Annotated in this window: 16 protein-coding genes; 7 read left to right on the top strand and 9 right to left on the bottom strand. The window is 71.5% G+C overall.

The window, feature by feature from the left end; genetic code table 11:
- The first annotated feature begins 41 nt into the window (after positions 1–41).
- From ACFY0I_RS01755 to ACFY0I_RS01770, 4 genes are all read left to right on the top strand, one after another.
- A complete protein-coding gene (locus ACFY0I_RS01755) occupies positions 42–1,358 on the top strand; it encodes a PhoH family protein (RefSeq protein ID WP_281204987.1) in 1,317 nt (438 codons plus the stop codon).
- Positions 1,359–1,753: 395 nt separating this feature from the next.
- Positions 1,754–2,503, top strand: a complete 750-nt coding sequence (locus ACFY0I_RS01760; protein ID WP_362881423.1) for a transglycosylase SLT domain-containing protein — start codon at positions 1,754–1,756, stop codon at positions 2,501–2,503.
- A gap of 124 nt (positions 2,504–2,627) precedes the next feature.
- Positions 2,628–3,974 (top strand): AI-2E family transporter, encoded by a 1,347-nt coding sequence (locus ACFY0I_RS01765; protein WP_388888691.1) that lies wholly within the window; start codon positions 2,628–2,630, stop codon positions 3,972–3,974.
- Positions 3,958–4,665: a hypothetical protein gene (locus ACFY0I_RS01770; protein WP_388888695.1), complete on the top strand. Its 708-nt coding sequence runs from the start codon at positions 3,958–3,960 to the stop codon at positions 4,663–4,665. The genes ACFY0I_RS01765 and ACFY0I_RS01770 overlap by 17 nt, the downstream gene beginning before the upstream one ends.
- Before the next feature lie 111 nt (positions 4,666–4,776).
- Here ACFY0I_RS01770 and ACFY0I_RS01775 read toward each other — a convergent pair whose 3' ends face one another.
- Positions 4,777–5,325: an alkyl hydroperoxide reductase gene (locus ACFY0I_RS01775; protein WP_388888698.1), complete on the bottom strand. Its 549-nt coding sequence runs from the start codon at positions 5,323–5,325 to the stop codon at positions 4,777–4,779.
- Positions 5,326–5,328: 3 nt separating this feature from the next.
- A complete protein-coding gene (locus ACFY0I_RS01780; protein ID WP_281204983.1) occupies positions 5,329–5,883 on the bottom strand; it encodes a peroxiredoxin in 555 nt (184 codons plus the stop codon).
- Positions 5,884–6,018: 135 nt separating this feature from the next.
- Here ACFY0I_RS01780 and ACFY0I_RS01785 point away from each other — a divergent pair, with 135 nt between their 5' ends.
- Both ACFY0I_RS01785 and ACFY0I_RS01790 read left to right on the top strand, forming a co-directional pair.
- Positions 6,019–6,966 carry a hydrogen peroxide-inducible genes activator gene (locus tag ACFY0I_RS01785; protein ID WP_388888703.1) on the top strand — a complete coding sequence of 316 codons (948 nt, stop codon included), beginning with the start codon at positions 6,019–6,021 and terminating at the stop codon, positions 6,964–6,966.
- A gap of 131 nt (positions 6,967–7,097) precedes the next feature.
- Positions 7,098–8,591 carry a DUF2079 domain-containing protein gene (locus ACFY0I_RS01790; protein ID WP_388888706.1) on the top strand — a complete coding sequence of 498 codons (1,494 nt, stop codon included), beginning with the start codon at positions 7,098–7,100 and terminating at the stop codon, positions 8,589–8,591.
- Positions 8,592–8,622: 31 nt separating this feature from the next.
- Here ACFY0I_RS01790 and ACFY0I_RS01795 read toward each other — a convergent pair whose 3' ends face one another.
- The 3 genes from ACFY0I_RS01795 to ACFY0I_RS01805 form a co-directional block, all read right to left on the bottom strand.
- Positions 8,623–9,339, bottom strand: coding sequence for a peptidylprolyl isomerase (locus tag ACFY0I_RS01795; RefSeq protein WP_388888709.1), 717 nt, complete (start codon positions 9,337–9,339; stop codon positions 8,623–8,625).
- Positions 9,340–9,455: 116 nt separating this feature from the next.
- Complete coding sequence (locus tag ACFY0I_RS01800) at positions 9,456–9,770, bottom strand: AT hook motif protein (protein ID WP_388888712.1); 315 nt, start codon at positions 9,768–9,770, stop codon at positions 9,456–9,458.
- Positions 9,767–10,678: an SPFH domain-containing protein gene (locus ACFY0I_RS01805; protein ID WP_388888715.1), complete on the bottom strand. Its 912-nt coding sequence runs from the start codon at positions 10,676–10,678 to the stop codon at positions 9,767–9,769. Before ACFY0I_RS01805 ends, ACFY0I_RS01800 begins: the two co-directional genes overlap by 4 nt.
- 243 nt (positions 10,679–10,921) lie before the next feature.
- Here ACFY0I_RS01805 and ACFY0I_RS01810 point away from each other — a divergent pair, with 243 nt between their 5' ends.
- Positions 10,922–13,204, top strand: coding sequence for a transglycosylase domain-containing protein (locus ACFY0I_RS01810; protein WP_388888717.1), 2,283 nt, complete (start codon positions 10,922–10,924; stop codon positions 13,202–13,204).
- Positions 13,205–13,316: 112 nt separating this feature from the next.
- Here the strand turns inward: ACFY0I_RS01810 and ACFY0I_RS01815 are convergent, their stop codons facing one another.
- The 4 genes from ACFY0I_RS01815 to ACFY0I_RS01830 all read right to left on the bottom strand — a co-directional run bounded on the left by ACFY0I_RS01815 (position 13,317) and on the right by ACFY0I_RS01830 (position 19,616).
- The gene (locus tag ACFY0I_RS01815; protein ID WP_388888720.1) at positions 13,317–14,780 is read right to left on the bottom strand and encodes a catalase; all 1,464 of its coding nucleotides are present in this window, start codon (positions 14,778–14,780) and stop codon (positions 13,317–13,319) included.
- Positions 14,781–14,868: 88 nt separating this feature from the next.
- A complete protein-coding gene (locus tag ACFY0I_RS01820; protein WP_388888723.1) occupies positions 14,869–17,127 on the bottom strand; it encodes a SpoIIE family protein phosphatase in 2,259 nt (752 codons plus the stop codon).
- Positions 17,128–17,379: 252 nt separating this feature from the next.
- The gene (locus ACFY0I_RS01825; RefSeq protein ID WP_388888726.1) at positions 17,380–18,099 is read right to left on the bottom strand and encodes a DUF402 domain-containing protein; all 720 of its coding nucleotides are present in this window, start codon (positions 18,097–18,099) and stop codon (positions 17,380–17,382) included.
- Between the two features lie 113 nt (positions 18,100–18,212).
- Positions 18,213–19,616: a class II fumarate hydratase gene (locus tag ACFY0I_RS01830; protein WP_388888728.1), complete on the bottom strand. Its 1,404-nt coding sequence runs from the start codon at positions 19,614–19,616 to the stop codon at positions 18,213–18,215.
- Positions 19,617–19,712 lie beyond the last annotated feature (96 nt).

A 19,712-nucleotide genomic window follows, 5' to 3' on the forward strand; every position in this document is an offset into this window, starting at 1 on the left:
GTCTTCATGGCCCGACCTCTTCCGAGGGGGTACGTCCTTCCGTGGTGACCAGCACAAAGCGCCGCCTGCCCGACAGGCGCACCTACGTCCTCGACACCAGCGTCCTGCTGGCAGACCCCAACGCGATCTCCCGCTTCGACGAGCACGAGGTCGTGCTCCCGATCGTGGTGATCACCGAGCTGGAGGCAAAGAGGCACCATCCCGAACTCGGCTACTTCGCGCGCCAGGCCCTGCGCCTGCTCGACGACTTCCGGGTCCGGTACGGACGTCTCGACGCCCCCATCCCGCTGGGAGATCTGGGCGGCACGCTGCGCGTCGAGCTCAACCACTCCGACCCGGGCGTCCTGCCCGCCGGCTTCCGACTGGGGGACAACGACTCGCGGATCCTCGCCGTCGCCCGCAACCTCCAGGCCGAGGGCTACGACGTCACGGTCGTGTCGAAGGATCTTCCCCTGCGCATCAAGGCCTCCTCCGTGGGGTTGCTGGCGGAGGAGTACCGCGCCGAGCTCGCCATCACCGACGGCGGCTGGACCGGCATGAGCGAGCTCGCCCTCTCCGGCGAACAGGTGGACCTCCTCTTCTCCGAGGAGCGCCTCTACGTCCCGGAGGCCGCCGAGCTGCCCGTCCACACCGGGCTGGTCCTCCAGTCCGAGCGCGGCAAGGCACTGGGCCGGGTCACGGCCGACGGCAACGTGAAGCTCGTACGCGGCGACCGCGAGGCCTTCGGGCTGCACGGTCGCAGCGCCGAGCAGCGCATCGCCCTCGACCTGCTGCTCGATCCGGAGATCGGCATCCTCTCCATGGGCGGCCGGGCCGGTACCGGCAAATCCGCGCTGGCGCTGTGCGCCGGCCTGGAGGCGGTCCTGGAGCGCAGGCAGCACCAGAAGGTGATGGTCTTCCGGCCGTTGTACGCGGTCGGCGGCCAGGACCTCGGCTACCTGCCGGGCGACGCCTCCGAGAAGATGAGCCCCTGGGCGCAGGCGGTCTTCGACACCCTCTCGGCCGTCGCCGGGCGTGAGGTCATCGAGGAGGTGCTGAACCGCGGCATGCTGGAGGTCCTGCCGCTGACGCACATCCGCGGCCGTTCGCTGCACGACGCCTTCGTCATCGTGGACGAGGCGCAGTCCCTGGAACGCAACGTCCTGCTGACGGTGCTCTCCAGGATCGGCGCCAACTCGCGGGTCGTCCTGACCCACGACGTCGCCCAGCGGGACAACCTGAGGGTCGGCCGGTACGACGGAGTCGTCGCCGTCGTCGAGAAGCTGAAGGGGCATCCGCTGTTCGCACACATCACGCTGACCCGCTCCGAGCGGTCCCCGATCGCCGCGCTGGTCACCGAGATGCTGGAGACACTCTGATCCGGAACGGGCCAAAAGCCCCATAACCGCAACACGAGTTGGCGCCGCCCGGCAAAAGGCCCAGAGCCTAGCCGGGCGGCGTCGCGTCGCACAGCCCTTTGTCGCAATCAGCTGCCCCGCGGCAGGTGTGACCTTTCCCACGCAACGGAGAATTGCCCTGCGGCGTCGGGGTCCGGCAGAGTCTGTTTCCCGTCAGGCCCCGCATACGGCACACCTGTATCTCCCGTGAGGTACGCGCAGCACCACAACTCCAGAACCGTTCGCCGTATGCCGCCCGAGCTTCACGCGGCGACTCCCGCAGGGGAGTTGCCCACGGGCCCGCGCCTCCAGTGACCGCACCACCACGGAGGCCAGTGTCGAGGGGCACTCTTGCGCCCGCGCGGTCACTGCGGACGCTGCTGGAAGGACACCGTGTGAGCCGGATCTCGGTTCGGGGTTTCGCAGTGGCTTCGGCCACCGCGGTCACCACCGTCGGCGCAGTCGTGGGAGTCGCCACCGGCGACCCCTCCTCGAACGACCTCGAGACGACCGCTTCCGGCGCGACTCTCCTCGCTGAAATCCCGGTCGACGAGCAGGCCCAGGTCCAGAGCGCCACCCTCGCGCAGCAGGCCGACGCCATCGCCCATGCCGCCGACACCGACGCCAAGCGTTCGACGGAGGAGGCCGCTCGCGTCCAGGCCGCCGAGGACGCCAAGTCCAAGAAGGCCGAGGCCGAGAAGGCCGACAAGGCGAAGAAGGACAAGGAAAAGGCCGACCTCGAGGCCAAGGCCAAGGCGGAGCGCGAGGAGGAGGGCGAGATCGCCAGCCGGTCCGCGTCCCGCGACTCGGCCGACTTCCCCGTCCAGGGCTCCTACACGGTCGCCCAGGTCAAGGCGATGGCCCAGCAGATGGTCCCGTCGGGGCAGTTCCAGTGCTTCTCCAACATCATCAACCACGAGTCCACCTGGAACTACAAGGCCGTCAACGCCTCCTCGGGCGCGTACGGTCTGGTCCAGGCGCTCCCCGGTACGAAGATGGCCTCGGCCGGCGCCGACTGGCGCACCAACCCGGCCACCCAGATCAAGTGGGGCCTGAACTACATGAACGAGCGCTACGGCAGCCCCTGCGGCGCCTGGAGCTTCTGGCAGGCCAACAACTGGTACTAGTCGGCCCGCCCGACCCCGAGCAGCCCCTCACCGTCCTACGGTGCGGGGCTGCTCGCGTGTACGGTCGTGCGGGGCGCGGCCGGACGAGTCACGCCGACGCGGCGGGCGGGGGGAAGGGAACGACATGGCGAAGAGGGCAGGCTGGCTCGGCCGGCTCGGGAGCAGGCTCAGCCGGATGGAGGCGCGCCTGGACGAACGACGCGCCGAAGTCGAGGCCGAGGCCGAGGGCGTCGGCGAACCGCCGCCGCCCGCCCCCGTGGTGACCGCCGGGGCGCGGCCCGCGGCCGCGCACGCCGGCACGGGCCCGGGCGGCGCCCCGGAACGCCCCGACCCGGTCAGCGTCATCCCCTGGGGGGTGCGCGTCGCCGCGGAGGCCAGCTGGCGGCTGCTGCTGCTCGCCGGGTTGCTGTGGGTGCTGATGAAGGTGATCAGCGAAGTGCGGCTGGTCGTGCTCGCCTTCGCCGCCGCCATGTTGGTGACCGCGTTGCTCCAGCCGTTCGTGGTCCGGCTGCGCCGGTTGGGGCTGCCGCGCGGACTGGCCACCGCCGTCACGGCGATCCTCGGGTTCGTGGTGATCGGGCTGGTCGGCTGGTTCGTCGTCTGGCAGGTCATGGAGAACCTCGACGACCTCTCGAACCGGCTTCGCGAAGGCATCAACGAACTCAAGACCTGGGCACTGGACAGTCCGTTCCACGTGACCGAGAAGCAGATCAACGACGTCGCGAAGAACCTCAGCGAGACCATCGGCACCAACACCGAGGAGATCACCTCCGCCGGCCTGCAGGGCGTGACGGTGCTCGTCGAGGTCATGACGGGCATGCTGCTCGCGATGTTCTCCACGCTCTTCCTGCTCTACGACGGCAAGAAGATCTGGACCTGGGTCCTCGGCCTGGTCCCGGCCGCGGCCCGTCCCGGTGTCGCGGGCGCCGGTCCGCGCGCCTGGCGCACGCTGACGGCGTACGTGCGCGGCACCGTGCTCGTCGCGCTCATCGACGCGGTCTTCATCGGCCTCGGGCTCTACTTCCTCAACGTGACGATGGCCGTGCCGCTGGCTGTGTTCATCTTCCTGTTCGCGTTCATCCCGCTCGTCGGCGCCGTGATCTCCGGCGCGCTGGCGGTGGTCGTGGCGCTGGTGACCGAGGGGCCGTTCACCGCGCTGATGGTCGTCCTCGTGGTGCTGGCGGTGCAGCAGATCGAGGGGCACGTCCTGCAACCCTTCATCCTCGGCCGGGCCGTACGGGTGCACCCGCTCGCGGTGGTGCTGGCGGTCGCCGCCGGCGGGATGGTCGCGGGCATCGGTGGCGCGGTGGTCGCCGTACCGCTGGCCGCCGTCACCAACACGGTGGTCGGCTACCTGCGGGCGTACTCCCGCGAACAGCGCGGGTTCCCGGCCCTGAGCGGCCCCGGACCGCACGGGGCGACCGCGGTGGAGGTCGCCGTACGGGAGGCCGGGGATGATCAGCGAGCCTGAGCTCGACGGGGAGTGGACGTCCGAGCGCCCGGCCGAACCGGCCGGCGCGGTCGGGCCGCCGCCGCAGGAGGGCGGCGGGGGCGGGAAGCGGGGGGTCGGCCGGTCCTGGCTGTGGGCGCTGGGCGGGGCGGTACTGGCCTCCGCGGTGTGGGCGGGGGTCCTGGCTGCGCAGGATCGTTTCTCCAGCGCGCCGCCGCTCGCCTACCGGCACTCCGGGGACCTGTGCAAGGACGCCGAACTGAAGGCTGTTTCCGGGGTCACGGGGACCCTGGAGGACCGGGGGCCGATGCGGCATTCGCAGAGCCCGGCCCTGGACTGGTCGTTCTGCACCTTTTCCGCGGGCAGTTGGGACGAGGGCAGGACCAGCTACTACGGGCACGTGCTCGTCGAACTGCACAAGAAGTCCGACCCGGAGGTGGAGTTCGGATCCCGGCCGCCGGTCTATCCGGAGGCGGAGCCCGGGTCCATCGAGGTGCAGGAGGTCCCGGGGCTGGGGGAGCGGGCGCTGTTCTTCCGGCACGCGGTGTCGCCCCGCATCGAGGTGCTCGACGGCGGCGCGGTCTTCACGGTCGCCCTCCAGTGGGGGGCCTCGGGAATGGACTCTCCCGCCGACGCCGAACCCGACGAGGACGCCGTCGCGGCGGCCCTGATCGAGGACGCCCGGGCCCTGATGGCCCGGCTCGCGAAGTGAACGAAGGGGCCCCCGCTGCCGGGAACGGCGGCGGGGGCCCCTTGCGCGACGGACGCGCGATCACGTGGAGTGCGCTGTCACGCGATGCGCGAGGTCACTCGGTACACGAGGTCACTCGGCGGCGAGGGCCGCTTCCGCGTCGAGGGTGACGGCGACGGCCTGGATCACCGAAGCGATCTTGAACGCCTCCTGGACCGTCTCGCGGTCGACACCGGCCTTGCGCAGGACCTGCTCGTGCGAGTCCAGGCACTGGCCGCAGCCGTTGATCGCGGAGACCGCGAGCGACCACAGCTCGAAGTCGACCTTCTCGACGCCGGGGTTGCCGATGACGTTCATCCGCAGGCCCGCGCGCAGCGTCCCGTACTCCGGGTCGGAGAGCAGGTGGCGCGTGCGGTAGAAGACGTTGTTCATCGCCATGATCGCGGCGGCCGACTTGGCGGCGGTGTACGCCTCCGGGGTCAGCGCCGCCTTCGCCTCCGGCTCCAGCTCACGCAGGACGCGAGGGGAACGGGCCGCGATGGCGCAGGACAGGACGGTGCCCCACAGCTGCTGCTGCGAGAGGATGCCGTTGCTGTCGGCGTTGCCGATGACCGAACCGAGGTTCAGCTTCAGGTCCTTGGCGAAGTCCGGTATGGCCGACTTCAGGGAGTCGAGGGACATCCGTCACTCACCGGCCAGCAGCGCGCCGGCGTCGAGGGTGGTCTCGCCCTTGGTCCAGTTGCAGGGGCACAGCTCGTCGGTCTGCAGGGCGTCGAGGACCCGCAGGACCTCCTTGGGGTTACGGCCCACGGAACCGGCGGTCACCATCGTGAACTGGATCTCGTTGTTCTGGTCGACGATGAAGACGGCGCGCTGCGCGAAGCCGTCGGCGCCCTGGACGCCGCAGTCGCGCATCAGCTCGTGCTTGGAGTCGGCCAGCATCGGGAAGGGCAGGTCACGCAGGTCGGCGTGGTCCTTGCGCCAGGCGTGGTGGACGAACTCGGAGTCGCCGGAGACGCCGAGGATCTGGGCGTCGCGGTCCAGGAACTCGTCGTTCAGCTTGCCGAAGGCGGCGATCTCGGTCGGGCAGACGAAGGTGAAGTCCTTCGGCCAGAAGAACACCACGCGCCACTTGCCCTCGTAGGTCTTGTGGTCGATCTGCGCGAACTCGCTGCCCGCTTCGAGCGAGACGCAAGCGGTCAGATCGTAGGTGGGGAACTTGTCACCGACAGTGAGCACGAACTCTCCTTGCGAAATGGAAAGTGGCCCTTTTGGGGGCTTTCCGAAGGGGTTGGACGGATCTCACATGCTGACACAGCTGCATTGATTACGGAAATAGCTAGTCTTGTGTCGGGTGATCGGAGGTACCTATCAGTGGCTGTCAGTAGTAGAGGACCGAAGCAGCCGACGCTGGCGCAGCTGCGCGCCTTCGCGGCGGTGGCGGAGCACCTGCACTTCCGGGACGCCGCCGCGGCGATCGGAATGAGCCAGCCCGCGCTGTCCGGGGCCGTTTCCGCGCTGGAGGAAGCCCTCGGGGTGCGGCTGCTGGAACGCACCACCCGCAAGGTGCTGCTGTCCCCGGCGGGCGAGCGGATCGCCCTGCGGGCGCGGGGCGTGCTCGACGCGATGGGCGGGCTGCTGGAGGAGGCCGAGGCGGTACGGGCCCCCTTCACCGGGGTCCTGCGGCTCGGCGTGATCCCGACGGTGGCCCCGTACCTGCTGCCGACCGTGCTCGGGCTGTTCCGGCGCCGCTACCCCGGCATGGACCTCCAGGTGCACGAGGAGCAGACGGCCTCGCTGCTGGAGGGGCTCTCGGGCGGCCGGCTGGACCTGCTGCTGCTCGCCGTCCCGCTCGGCGTCCCCGGCGTCACCGAACTGCCCGTCTTCGACGAGGACTTCGTCCTGCTCGCCCCCCGCGGACACCCCCTCGCCGGGCGCCGGGACATCCCCCGCGAGGAGCTGCGCGGGCTCCAACTGCTGCTGCTCGACGAGGGGCACTGCCTGCGCGACCAGGCCCTGGACATCTGCCGCGAGGCCGGGCGGACCGTCGGCGCGGACGTCACCACGACCGCCGCCGGGCTGTCCACACTCGTACAACTGGTCGCCGGGGGACTGGGCGTGACGCTGCTGCCGCGCACCGCGCTGCGGCTGGAGACCGCCCGCAACGAGCACCTGTCGACGGGGTACTTCGCCGAGCCCGCCCCCTCCCGACGGATCGCCCTGGCCATCCGTACGGGCACGGCCCGGCAGGAGGAGTTCCGGGTCATCGCGGGCGCCCTGCGCGAGGCGGTGCGCCCGCTGCCGGTGTGGCCCACCGACTGAGGGCGGGGCCGATCGGGGGAACTCCCGGACGGCGGGAGCCGGGTCGGGCCGGGCGCCCGACCCGGCCGGCACGTTGAGGGCGGGGCCGTCTCCGGGCCCCGTACGCGGACCGCATCCCCGAAAGGCGCGTCATGCCCGCTTCCCCCGCCGGTACCCCGCAGACCGCGGAGCTCCCCCCACAGCCGTCCGGCCCGGATCCCCGGACGCGGGCCGGGGCGCCGGTCCCGGCCGCTCCCCGTGTCGCGTGGTGGGCCTGGGCCCTGGCCGGGTCGCTGTTCTTCGCCTACCTGCTCCTGTCGCTGCGCATCCACGAACAGTTGCTCTCGCACAGCTTCGACCTGGGGATCTTCGTACAGGTCGTGCGTTCCTACGCGGAGGGGCGGCTGCCCGTCTCCGAGGTGAAGGGGCCGGACTTCCCCGTGCTGGGCGACCACTTCTCTCCGGTGCTGGCGCTGCTGGCGCCCGCGTACTGGCTGTGGCCGTCGGCGAAGGTGCTGCTCGTGGCGCAGGCAGGGCTGATCGCCGGGAGCGTGCTGCCGCTGGCGTTCTGGGCGCGGCGCGTGCTCGGCCCGCCCGCCGCGGCGGTCATCGCCGCGTGCTACGGCCTGTCCTGGGGGATCGCCGCCGCCGTCGCCTTCGACTTCCACGAGTGGGCCTTCGCCGTCCCGCTCCTGGTGTGCTCCCTGACCGCCCTCGGCGACGGTCGGCCGCGCGCCGCCGCGTGCTGGGCGCTGCCGCTCGTCCTGGTGAAGGAGGACATGGGCTTCACGGTCGCCGCGATCGGCCTGGTCATCGCCTGGCGCGGGGCGCGGCGCCTCGGGGTCGCGACCGCCGTCGCCGGTCTGCTGGCGAGCGTCCTCGCGCTGCTGGTCGTCCTGCCCGCCTTCCATCCGGGCGGCCTCGACGGCTACCTCGCCTCGCACGGCGCGCGCAGCGCCGAGCAGGCCGGGACGGGCGGCGGCGCGGCGCAGTTCGTCCGCGCGTGGACGCTCGGGCTGATCACCCCGCAGGAGAAGGTGACGACGCTGATCCTGGTGCTCGCCCCGAGCCTGTTCCTGGCCCTGCGCTCCCCGTTCGTGCTCGTCGCCCTGCCGACGCTGCTGTGGCGCTTCGGCTCGGGCTACCCGCCGCACTGGGGCACCGGGTACCACTACTCGCTGCTGGTCATGCCGATCGTCTTCGTGGCCTTCGTCGACGCCCTGCACCGCCGGGGTACGCGGGGCCCCAGCCTGCACCGCTACCTGGCGGGGTGCGCCGCGGTGACCCTGCTGCTGCTCCCGCACTTCCCCCTGTGGCAGTCGGTCAGGCCGCTGACCTGGCGCGACGATCCCCGGGTCGAGGTGGCGCACCGGCTGATGGACCGGATCCCCGACGGGGCCACCGTCCAGGCCTCCGACGCCCTGGTCCCGCACCTCGCCGACCGCGCCGGCGTCAGCCTCCACGGCTGGCCCGACAGCCGGCCCTCCCCGCAGTGGATCATCGTGGACACCCGGGTGGCGCCGGAGCGGCGCTGGCCGCTGTCGCGGGTGCAGGAGGCCCTCGCCCTCGACGAGGCCCGTACGGGCGGCGGTTACCGGACGGAGGCCGAGCAGGACGGCTTCGTCCTGCTGCGCCGCGGCTCCTGACCGTACGGGCCCTGCCCGCGCGTCCGCCGGTTCAGCGGTCGCCGGGAGGGCGGTGCACCGTCACCGACTCCAGTACGACGGGCCGCGCGGGCGGCCCGTCCGTACTGCCGTCGGCGGTGCCGTTCGCGGCGATCCGGCGCAGCACGTCGAGGCCCCCGACGACCTTGGCGAACGGGGTCCAGGCGGGGTCCATGGGAACGGCCGGATCGGCGTACCCGAGGAAGAACCGGCTGCCGTTGCGGCCGGGCGCCGCCTTGGACAGGGCGACGGTCCCCGCCGGGTAGGCGGCGCCCGTCAGGTTCTCGTCGGGGAAGGAGTACCCGGGGCCGCCGGCGTCGCCGCCCGCCGGGTCCCCGCATTCCAGCACGAAGATGCCGCTGGTGGTGAGGCGGTGGCAGGCGCCGCCGGCGAAGTACGCCTTCCGGGCGAGGTGGGCGAAGGAGTGCGCGGCGCACGGCGCGGCGGCGGTGAGGACCTCGATGGTGACCGTGCCCCGGTTGGTGACCAGGTCGGCGGTGTAGGGGCGGGCGGCCCCGGCGAAGCCGGCGGGCGGCAGGCCCGGCCCCTTGCCGCCGCGGGTGGCGGTGTAGGCGCAGGGAGCGGGCGCGGCCGGGTCGTCCGGCGTCGCGTCGGTCAGGGTGAGCGCCGCCCACACCAGGCCGGAGCAGGCCGCGAGGGCCGCGCAGGCGCCGGCCGCGGCCCGGGCGGCCCGCCGGCCGGTGGAGGTCACACCGGGGGTCGGTCGCACGCGCGCCTCGGAATTCGCTGAGCGGGCCGGAGGGGACGCGCCGAGCGTACCCGGCCGCCCCGGCTCCGGGAGGCTTCCACACGCCGTGGGCGGGGGCGTGGGCCGGCCGGGAGCCCTCAGGACTCCGGGGTGTTGCGCGGACGGCCGCGCGGCCTGATCGGGGCGGCCCCGCCCGGCAGCCGGCCCGAGTCGGACAGGGCCCGGCGGAGCAGGAACTCGATCTGCGCGTTGGCGCTGCGCAGTTCCTCCCCCGCCCAGCGGGAGAGGGCTTCGTACACCTGGGGGTCGAGGCGCAGCAGCACCTGCTTGCGCGCCTGCTTCCCGGCCCGGGGCCGGTCGACCGGCCCCGGACCGCCCTCCTCCGGACCGGACCGGCCCTGCTCCGGGCCCTCGGGCTCGGCGCCGGGCCGGACGCCGCCTGCGGGACTCACTGGTAGAGGGTGCCCGTGTTGATGACGGGCTGGGCCGCGCGGTCACCGCAGAGCACCACCATCAGGTTCGAGACCATGGAGGCCTTCCGCTCGGGGTCCAGGTCCACGATGTCCTCCTCGGCGAGGCGGGTGAGGGCGAGTTCCACCATCCCGACCGCGCCCTCGACGATCTGCTTGCGGGCCGCCACGACGGCCCCGGCCTGCTGGCGCTGGAGCATCGCGGAGGCGATCTCCGGAGCGTACGCGAGGTGCGTGAAGCGGGACTCGATGATGTGCACGCCCGCCGCCTCGACGCGGGTCGCCAGTTCCACGGCGAGCTTCTCGGTGATCTCCTCCGCGTTGCCGCGCAGCGAGAGTCCGCCCTCGTCGTGGGAGTCGTAGGGGTACTCGATCGCGATGTGCCGGACGGCCGCCTCGGTCTGCGTCTCGACGAACTCGGTGAAGTCCTCCACCTCGAACACGGCCCGCGCGGTGTCGGCGACGCGCCACACCACGACGGCCGCCAGCTCGATCGGGTTGCCGTAGGCGTCGTTCACCTTCAGGACGGCGGTCTCGTGGTTGCGCACCCGGGTGGAGAGCTTCTCGCGGGAGGTGAGCGGGTTGACCCAGCGCAGCCCGTCCTCGCGGATCGTGCCCCGGTAGCGGCCGAAGAGCTGGACGACCCGGGCCTCGCCCGGCGCCACGGTGTTGAGCCCGCTCATGGCGACGACCGAGGCGAGGGCCACCAGGATGCCCAGGAGGATCAAGGAGGCCTGCGCGGCGACGGTCGAGGCCTGCGCGCCGACGACGATCACGGCCGCCCCCGCGATCACCCCCACGAGTCCGCCCAGCAGGGCCAGGCCCCCGCCGACACTGCGTGCCGCGAACTCCCGTACTTCGCTCGGTCGTGTGCCCACTGTCGCTGTCATGGAATACCCCCGTTTGTTGCTCGGCGTCCGATCGGGACGGGCCGAAGCGTCTATCAAAGTGATATCACTTTTTGCGGAGTCCGCAACCCTTCAGGCATCGTGAGCGTCGGTTCCATTGGAGTGGGTGCTGATTCTCACGTCCGAATTGACCGGTATTGATCAGGGATGACCAACCTTTGTCACAGCCTGCGGTGTTAGTTTTCTGAGCTGACGTCGGGGGGGTAATCGAGCGGAGCGGGAGCGATGGGCCGAGCAGAAGCGCGACGAGCGCAGCAGCGCAGCGGTGCGCGGAATACGCCGCGCGGGCGCGCCAATGGCAGCGCCGGCAGACCAACCGGCATACGCCGCTTCTTCACCTGGAAGAAGATCCTCGGCGCCTTCTTCGTGATGATCCTGCTCGGCATAGGCACGGTCGTCCTCCTCTACTTCCTCGTGGACGAGCCCACCGACCCGAACAAGACGGCGACGCTCCAGAGCAACACGTACAAGTACGCCGACGGCTCGGTCATGGCCCGCACCGGCGAGGTCAACCGCGAGAACCTCCCGATCGACAAGATCCCGGAGGACGTGCGCAACGCGTTCATCGCGATCGAGAACAAGTCCTTCTACAAGGACCGCGGCATCGACCTGATGGGCGTGGGCCGCGGCCTCTTCAACACCCTCCGGGGCAAGGGCACCGCCGGTGGCTCGACGATCACCCAGCAGTACGTCAAGAACTACTACCTGACGCAGGACCAGTCGCCCACCCGCAAGGTCCGGGAGCTGATCATCTCCCTCAAGGTCGACCAGCGGATGGAGAAGGACGACATCCTCGCCGGTTACCTCAACACCAACTTCTACGGTCGCAACGCCTACGGCATCCAGGCCGCGGCCCAGGCCTTCTACGGCGTCGACGCCGAGAAGCTGACCCTGGAACAGGGCGCCTACCTCGCCGCCGTCATCCAGGCCCCCAGCCAGTACGACTGGGCGACCGCCGGACCGAACGGCAAGAACCTCGTCATGATCCGCTTCAACGCGGTCCTCGACAACATGGTCGAGATGGGCGAGCTGGACGAGGCCAAGCGCAAGACCCTGAAGTTCCAGGAGCCGATCAAGCCGAAGCCCCGCCCGGGCATGGAGGGGCAGAAGGGCTACCTGGTCCAGGCTGCCGAGGTCGAGCTGAACAAGCAGAAGATCACCGACGCCGACATCGCGGCCGGCGGCTGGACGATCGTCCTCAACATCGACAAGAAGAAGCAGGCCGCGCTGGAGAAGGCGGTCCAGGACGAGCTGGAGTCCAAGCTCGACCGGAAGAACACCAAGGACCGCCCCGTCGACCAGAACGTCCAGGCAGGCGCCACCTCGGTCGACCCCAAGACCGGCGCGATCGTCGCGATGTACGGCGGCCAGGGCCTCACGGAGAAGTCCGCGAGCAACGCGCTGCGCACCGACTACCAGCCCGGCTCGACCTTCAAGCCGATCGTGCTGGCGTCCGCCCTGGAGAACAACGCGAGCACGCAGGACGGCAAGGAGATCTCGCCGAACGCCCTGTACGACGGCACGAGCAAGCGCAAGGTCGTCGGCAGTGACATCCCGTTCAACCCGCAGAACCAGGACGACTTCAACTACGGCGACCCGATGATGACGGTCCAGGACGCCACGAACGCCTCCGTCAACTCGGTGTACGCGCAGATGATCGTCGACACGAAGCCGAAGCACGTGAAGAAGACGGCGCTCCAGCTCGGCATGGTGGACCGCAAGGGCTGGGACGAGAACCAGCCGGCCATGTCGCTGGGCACCATGAGCGCCAACACCGTCGAGATGGCCGCCGTCTACGCCACACTCGACAACCACGGCAAGAAGGTCACCCCGACCATCATCAAGTCGGCCGAGCACAAGGACGGCGAGTTCACCCCGGTCAACCCGATCGGCGGCCAGGCCATCTCCCGCCAGACCGCCGACACCGTCACCAAGGTGCTCACCGGGGTCGTCGCCGAGGGCTCCGGCCAGGCCGTGCGCAGCGGTGCCTACCAGGCCGCGGGCAAGACCGGTACCGCCGAACTCAACGTCGCCGCCTGGTTCACGGGCTACACCCCGGAACTGGTCACCATCGTCGCGATGTTCGGTGAGGACCCCAACTCGCACAAGCAGGTCACCCTGACCGGCACCGCCGGCAAGGGCCGAGCGGGCGGTTCCAGCTTCCCCGCCGAGATCTGGAAGGCCTACACCCTCGCCGCGCTCAAGGGCGTCGACACGGCCGAGTTCAGCCTCACCGAGGCACGCATGGGCACCCCCGTCGCGCCGAGCCGCAGCGTGTCCCCGCCGGCTCCCTCCACCTCGCCCTCGACGAGCCCGACGCCGAGCATCACTCCGAGCCGGCCGTCGACCTCGCCGAACCCGTCGCAGAGCACCACCAAGCCCGATCCGACGAAGTCGACCGGCCCGACGAAGACCGTCGATCCGACCAAGACCGTCGACCCGACGAAGACCGCCGATCCGACGAAGTCGTTCATCTTCCCCCGGCCCAACCCGCCGCAGGAGGAGTAGCCGACGGTACGGTCCGCCCGTACCCGTATCCGTACGCACCACCGCCCCGCAGCGATCACGCTGCGGGGCGGTGGTGCGTACGGATACGGCGCTCCGTGTTGCGCGTGGCCCCTCAGGGCCGGTCGAACCGTGCGGCGATCCGGTCGCCGACGCCCTTGTCGACGGCCCGCCAGTACCGCAGGGCCCGCTCCAGCACCGGCGCGCTCACCCCGTCCGCCAAGTGCCCGGCGACGTTCGACACCAGCCGCTCCCGGGCCGCGTCATCCATCACCTGCCGCACCAACGTGCCCGGCTGACCGAAGTCGTCGTCCTCGCTGCGCAGGTCGTACGCCGCCCGCACCATCTCGCCCGCCGCCGCCCAACCGGCCGGCTCGCCGGAGCGGCCCGGGTCGGCCGCCGGGCCGCCGTAGGAGTTCGGCGCGTACGGGCGCGCCGTCGCCGCGGCCTCGTAGCGCATCGCACCGTCCTTCGCGTACGAGGACACCTGCGACCGGGGCCGGTTCGGCGGCAGCTGCGCGTAGTTCGCCCCGATCCGGTAGCGGTGCGCGTCGGGGTACGAGAACAGCCGGCCGAGCAGCATCTTGTCCGGCGACGGGCCGATGCCCGGCACCAGGTTCGAGGGCTCGAAGGCGGCCTGCTCGATGTGGACGAAGTAGTCCTCGGGGTTGCGGTCCAGCGTCATCCGGCCGACCTCGATCAGCGGGTAGTCCGCGTGCGGCCACACCTTCGTCAGGTCGAACGGGTTGAACCGGTAGTCCGGGGCGTCCTCGAACGGCATGACCTGCACCTTCAGCGTCCAGCCCGGCGCGTCGCCGCCCGCGATCGCGTCGAACAGGTCCCGCCGGTGGAAGTCGGGGTCCTCGCCCGCGATCCGGTCGGCGTCCTCCTGCGGCAGGAACTCGATGCCCTGATCGGTGTGGAAGTGGTACTTCACCCAGAACTTCTGGCCGCCCTCGTTGACCCACATATAGGTGTGCGAGCCGTAGCCGTTCATGTGCCGGTAGCCCCGGGGAATGCCCCGGTCGCCCATCAGCAGCGTCACCTGGTGCGCCGACTCGGGGGACAGCGTCCAGAAGTCCCACTGCATGTCGTGATCGCGCAGCCCGTTGTCCGGCCGCCGCTTCTGCGAACGGATGAAGTCCTGGAACTTGCTCGGGTCACGGACGAAGAAGACCGGGGTGTTGTTGCCGACCAGGTCGTAGTTGCCGTGCTCGGTGTAGAACTTCAGGGCGAAGCCGCGCGGGTCCCGCCAGGTGTCGGGGGAGCCCTGCTCGCCGGCCACGGTCGAGAACCGGGCCAGCACCTGGGTGCGCCGCCCCGGCTGGAAGAGGTCCGCCCGGGTGAACTGGCTGACGTCGTTCGTCACCCGGAAGTCCCCGTACGCGCCGGCGCCCTTGGCGTGGACCACCCGTTCGGGAACCCGTTCACGGTTGAACTGGGCCATCTTCTCGATCAGGTAGTGGTCCTGGAGCAGCACGGGACCGTCCGGGCCGATGGTGAGCGAGTGCTCGTCGCTCTCCACCGGGATCCCGGCGTTGTTCGTCGTGTACCGGACCTTCGGCACGTCCTGGGTCATGAGCGGCCTCCCCTGGGGGTCGGGTGGGATCACTGGCGGCCCCCCCCCGGCTCACGCCGGAACGAGGCACCCTCCCGCGCGTACCCAGTCAACGCCGGTCATTCGCTCCCGGCAACGGGAGCTCGAACCAGACCACCTTCCCGCTGCTGAGCCGGGTGGCGCCCCAGCGCCGCGCCAGCCGGTTGACCAGGAACAAGCCGCGCCCGCCCTCGTCGGTGTCCCGGGCCCGCCGCTGCCGGGGCAGCTGCGGGGAGTCGTCGCCGACCTCGCAGCGCAGCACGTCGGTGCGCAGCAGCCGCAGCGTCACGGGCCTTTCGGCGTACCGCACGGCGTTCGTGACGACCTCGCTGACGAGGAGCTCCAGGGAGTCGCTGAGCTCCTCCAGACCCCACCGGGTCAGCGCCCGGCGGGCGAACCGGCGGGCCCGGCCCGGAGCGGTCTCCTCCGGGTCCAGGAACCAGTACGCGACGTCGCTCGGCGCGATCCCGTCGAAACGGGCCGCCAGCAGGGCGATGTCGTCGTCCCGGTCGCCCGGACCGAGCATGTCCAGGACGTCGTCGCAGAGCGCCTCCAGCGGCGGCGGGTGGTCCAGCCCGGTCAGCTGGGCCGTGGTCGCCAGCCGTTCGCGCAGCTGCTCGATGCCGGTCCACACGTCCCGCAGCCGGGACTCCACCAGCCCGTCCGTGTACAGCAGCAGGGTGGCGCCGGCCGGGGCGTCCAGCTCCACGGCCTCGAAGTCGACGCCGCCTACGCCGATCGGGGCACCGGGCGGCACCCGCAGCACCTCGGCGCGGCCGCCCAGGTGCAGCAGCACCGGCGGCGGGTGGCCGGCGTTGGCGATGGTGATCCGGTGCGAGACCGGGTCGTAGACCGCGTAGAGGCAGGTGGCCATCCGGTCGGAGCCCAGCCGCTGGGCCTGCTCGTCCAGGTGGTGCAGGACCTCCGCGGGCGGCAGGTCCAGCTGCGCCAGGGTCTGCGCCGTGGTGCGGAGCTGGCCCATGATCGCGGCGGAGGTCATGGAGTGGCCCATCACGTCGCCGACGACCAGCGCGACCCGGCTGCCGGGCAGCGGTATGGCGTCGTACCAGTCCCCGCCGACCCGGGCCGTCTCGGCGGCCGGCAGGTAGCGGGAGGCGAGCCGGACCCCGGTGGGCTGGGGCAGGCTGTCGGGCAGCATCGTGCGCTGGAGCTCGTCGGCGATGTACGCCTCGCGGCCGTACAACACCGCCTTGTCGATGCCGAGCGCGGTGTGGGTGGCCAGCTGCGCGGCGACCAGCAGGTCGTTCTGCTCGAAGGCGTCCCGGTCCGGGGTGCGCAGGAACACCGCCGCGCCGATCACGCGCCGGCGGCCCCGCAGCGGGGCCAGGATGGCCCGCTGGCCGCGCGGCACGGGATGCTCGGATCCCAGCAGCTCCGGCAGTGCGTCCTTGGCCCCGGCGGCCGATCCGAAGACCGGCCGTACGCCGCGCAGCACCTCGGCGAGGGCCCCGCCCGGGCGGATCTCGCACAGCTCGGCGGCCGGCAGGTCACCCTGCGGGCCGACGAGCGGGAGCTGGCTGAAGTCGAGCTCCCCGGCGGCGCCGGTGGCCCCGGCGACCCCCGTGACCCCGGCGGGTTCGCCCGTACCGCCGTCGGTGAGGTCGTCGATCGGCCGGAGCCGGTCGGTGCGCCGCAGCCGCAGGACGACCGGGCCGACGGGCCGCTCGTCGCCGACGGGCAGCGGATCGCGCAGGTACACGAGGATCGCGTCGGAGAAGGTCGGCACCGTCGCCCGGCACAGGCCGAGCACGATCTCGTCCAGGTCGATGCCGCGGGCGATGCGCCGGGTCGCGGCGCCGACGAACCGCAGCCGGTCGCCCTCGCGGCGCGCCGCCGTCACCTCCCCGGTCCCGGAGCCCGGTATCGCCGCCCCGCCACCGGCGCCCGGAAGCGGCTCGGGAGCCGAGGGCAGCAAGGGGGCCGTTCCGAGGGGAGTGCGGGGGCCCGGCGGTCCGGCGTGCCCCGGCGTCGCGGGGCCCGGTCCGGCGTCCGCCGCGTCACGCCGGCCGGCGTTGCGGGCGGCCTCGTCGTCGCGGGTGCGGGCGCCGCCGGGACCGGTGTCCGCCGCGCCGTGCCCCGGGGCACGGGCGGCCTCCGCGGGCTGTCCGGAGCCCGGACCCGGGGCGCCGGCGCCGCGCGGACGCGGTACCTCGGCGGCGCCGCCCTGGCCGGATACCGGAACCTGCGCATGCGTGCGTACGGCCTCGGCGGCCGCGATCGGGGCCTTGCCGTGGCCTGCCTCGTCCGACCCTCCGCCGGAGGCACCGGCGGGCTGCGGGCCCTCCTGGGAGGTGGGGTACTCCGTCACGCGTGGAATTCCGTCCGTTTGCGCTGGATGTGCGCTGCACTCAACTCGGTCAGTCGCGGTATACCCGCTCAGCGGCGGGGACACCTCCGCCCCCTGGTTCCGCGTCCCGCTCGTTACCTCTCGTTCAGCGTTGACCCCCGGTCAAGTACCGGTCGCCGCAGGTCATTTGTGATCCCGGGACCCGACTTTCGCCCCGCGCACGACCGGCGGAGGACGATCCTACGTTTCAACCCCGGGGGCGCATCAAGGGTCTCATGAGGTCATATGCGCCGGGGTGCGGTCCCAATCCTCGGGGAGAGGCGGAACGTTCCAGGTCGGATCGGGCCGCCAGTCGGGCCAGCCACCGGAGAACGGAGCCCCCCACGCGCCGATCACCTCGACCGCCGCGCGGCCCGCCTCCCGCACCCGTCGCGCCCGGTGCGGGTCCATCAGGCCGGTCCGCTGGGCCTGCGCGAACTCGTCCTCGTCCAGCCACTCCCAGCTGCGGTCCGGGTAGACGGCGATGTCGAGGAAGTGGTCCTCGGAATCCACCCCGCCGGCCCACCGGGCGCGGGGCTCCTCCAGGTTCACGTACCAGTTCTTGAACCGCCAGCCCCGGTCCCAGAACAGCCAGACCGACCACGGGTCCCCGGGCCGGGCCAGCTTCAGCACGCCGCTGCCGAACCAGTGCGACCGTACGGTGGTGCGCGGCGCGGTGTAGCGGGTGGCGAGCGGCTCCTGGTGCACGGGCGTGCCGTCGGCGAGGACCGGCTTGACGCATTCGGTGCCCGGCGCCATCCACACCGCCAGCAGTTCGTCGGTGTCCTGCACGACGGTGACCGGGCGGCAGATGTGGACCGGGCCCCGCAGCCCGGGGGCGTGGTCGCGGTAGCGCCAGAGGATCTGCTCCCCGGGCGTCCAGTGCGTGTCCCGCGCCCCGTCGCGCGCTTCGCGCCGCGCCGGGCCGTCCCCGGGCCGGAAGGTACCTGTCATGCGCAGATCTTAGGGCTGGCGCCCCTACGGTGGCTGCGGCGCAGGTCACCGAGGTGCCCGGGGACGGTAAACGACCGGATTCGGCCCCTGTCCGGTAACAGCTCGGGGCCGGGTCAGGGGCGGGTCATCCGCAGGACGTCCAATGCCTCGTCGAGTTGTTCGAGGGTGAGGTCTCCGCGTTCCACGTAGCCGGACTCCAGTACGACCTCCCTGATCGTCCTGCGTTCCGCGAGCGCCTTCTTGACGACCTTGGCGGCTTCCTCGTACCCGATCCAGCGGTTCAGCGGGGTCACCACGGAGGGCGAGGACTCGGCGTACTCCCTGGCACGCTCGGCGTTCGCGGTGATCCCGTCCACGGTGCGGTCGGCCAGGAGCCGGGTTCCGTTGCTGAGCAGGCGAATCGATTCGAGCAGGTTCCGGGCCATCACCGGGAGCATCACGTTGAGCTCGAAATTGCCGGCGGCACCTGCCACGGCGACCGTCGCGTCGTTCCCCATCACCTGGGCGGCGATCATCAGGACGGCCTCCGGGACGACCGGATTGACCTTTCCGGGCATGATCGAGGACCCCGGTTGCAGATCCGGGAGATTGATTTCAGCCAATCCTGTGCGCGGTCCGGAGGCCATCCAGCGCAGGTCGTTCGAAATCTTGGTGAGTGATACGGCGATGGTCCGCAGCATTCCGGAGGTTTCCACGAGGGCGTCGCGCGCGCCCTGCGCCTCGAAGTGGTTGCGGGCCTCGGTCAGCGGCAGCCGGGTGGCCCGGGCGACCTCGGCGATCACGGCGGAGGAGAACCCGGGCGGGGTGTTGATGCCGGTCCCGACGGCCGTCCCGCCCAGCGGGAGTTCGGCCAGCCGGGGGACGACCGCCCGCAGCCGCTCGACCCCGTAGCGGACCTGGCTCGCGTACCCGCCGAACTCCTGCCCCAGGGTGACCGGGGTGGCGTCCATCAGGTGCGTGCGGCCGGCCTTGACCACCTCGGCGAACTCGGTCTCCTTGCGCTCCAGCGAGGCCGCCAGGTGCTCCAGCGCCGGCATCAGCTCGCCGGTGACGGCGGCGGTGGCGGCGATGTGGATGGAGGAGGGGAACACGTCGTTGGAGCTCTGCGAGGCGTTGACGTGGTCGTTGGGGTGCACCTCGCGCCCCAGCCGCTCGGTGGCGAGGGTGGCGATCACCTCGTTGGCGTTCATGTTGGACGAGGTGCCGGAACCCGTCTGGAACACGTCGAGGGGGAAGTGCTCGTCCCAACGGCCGTCCACGACCTCCTCGGCGGCCGACCGGACGGCCTCCGCGAGGTCCGCGTCCAGCACGCCCAGGCGGGCGTTCACCACGGCGGCGGCTGCCTTGACCCGAGCGAGGGCCGCGATGTGGGCGCGCTCCAGCCGCTGGCCCGACAGGGGGAAGTTCTCCACCGCGCGCTGGGTCTGCGCGCGCCACTTGGCGTTCAGGGGCACCTGTACGTCACCCATCGAGTCGTGCTCGGTCCGGAACGCTTCGGGCTGCTGATCTTCAGTCATGTGCGTGACCTCCTGAAAAAGTTGAGCAATTGTCTTGTTCGAAGTGTTCCCAACTCCCCTACCCACCAGTAAATACCGTGGGTAACACCGATTTCG

The organism is Streptomyces sp. NPDC001568, from assembly GCF_042893755.1.
Classification (GTDB): domain Bacteria; phylum Actinomycetota; class Actinomycetes; order Streptomycetales; family Streptomycetaceae; genus Streptomyces.

Bases quoted from the DNA above. Each gene is read 5' to 3' on its own strand.
- ACFY0I_RS01765 (WP_388888691.1), top strand. From the start codon at position 2,628: ATGGCGAAGAGGGCAGGCTGGCTCGGCCGGCTCGGGAGCAGGCTCAGC.
- ACFY0I_RS01770 (WP_388888695.1), top strand. From the start codon at position 3,958: ATGATCAGCGAGCCTGAGCTCGACGGGGAGTGGACGTCCGAGCGCCCG.
- ACFY0I_RS01775 (WP_388888698.1), bottom strand. From the start codon at position 5,325: ATGTCCCTCGACTCCCTGAAGTCGGCCATACCGGACTTCGCCAAGGAC.
- ACFY0I_RS01790 (WP_388888706.1), top strand. From the start codon at position 7,098: ATGCCCGCTTCCCCCGCCGGTACCCCGCAGACCGCGGAGCTCCCCCCA.
- ACFY0I_RS01805 (WP_388888715.1), bottom strand. From the start codon at position 10,678: ATGACAGCGACAGTGGGCACACGACCGAGCGAAGTACGGGAGTTCGCG.
- ACFY0I_RS01810 (WP_388888717.1), top strand. From the start codon at position 10,922: ATGGGCCGAGCAGAAGCGCGACGAGCGCAGCAGCGCAGCGGTGCGCGG.
- ACFY0I_RS01815 (WP_388888720.1), bottom strand. From the start codon at position 14,780: ATGACCCAGGACGTGCCGAAGGTCCGGTACACGACGAACAACGCCGGG.
- ACFY0I_RS01825 (WP_388888726.1), bottom strand. From the start codon at position 18,099: ATGACAGGTACCTTCCGGCCCGGGGACGGCCCGGCGCGGCGCGAAGCG.
- ACFY0I_RS01830 (WP_388888728.1), bottom strand. From the start codon at position 19,616: ATGACTGAAGATCAGCAGCCCGAAGCGTTCCGGACCGAGCACGACTCG.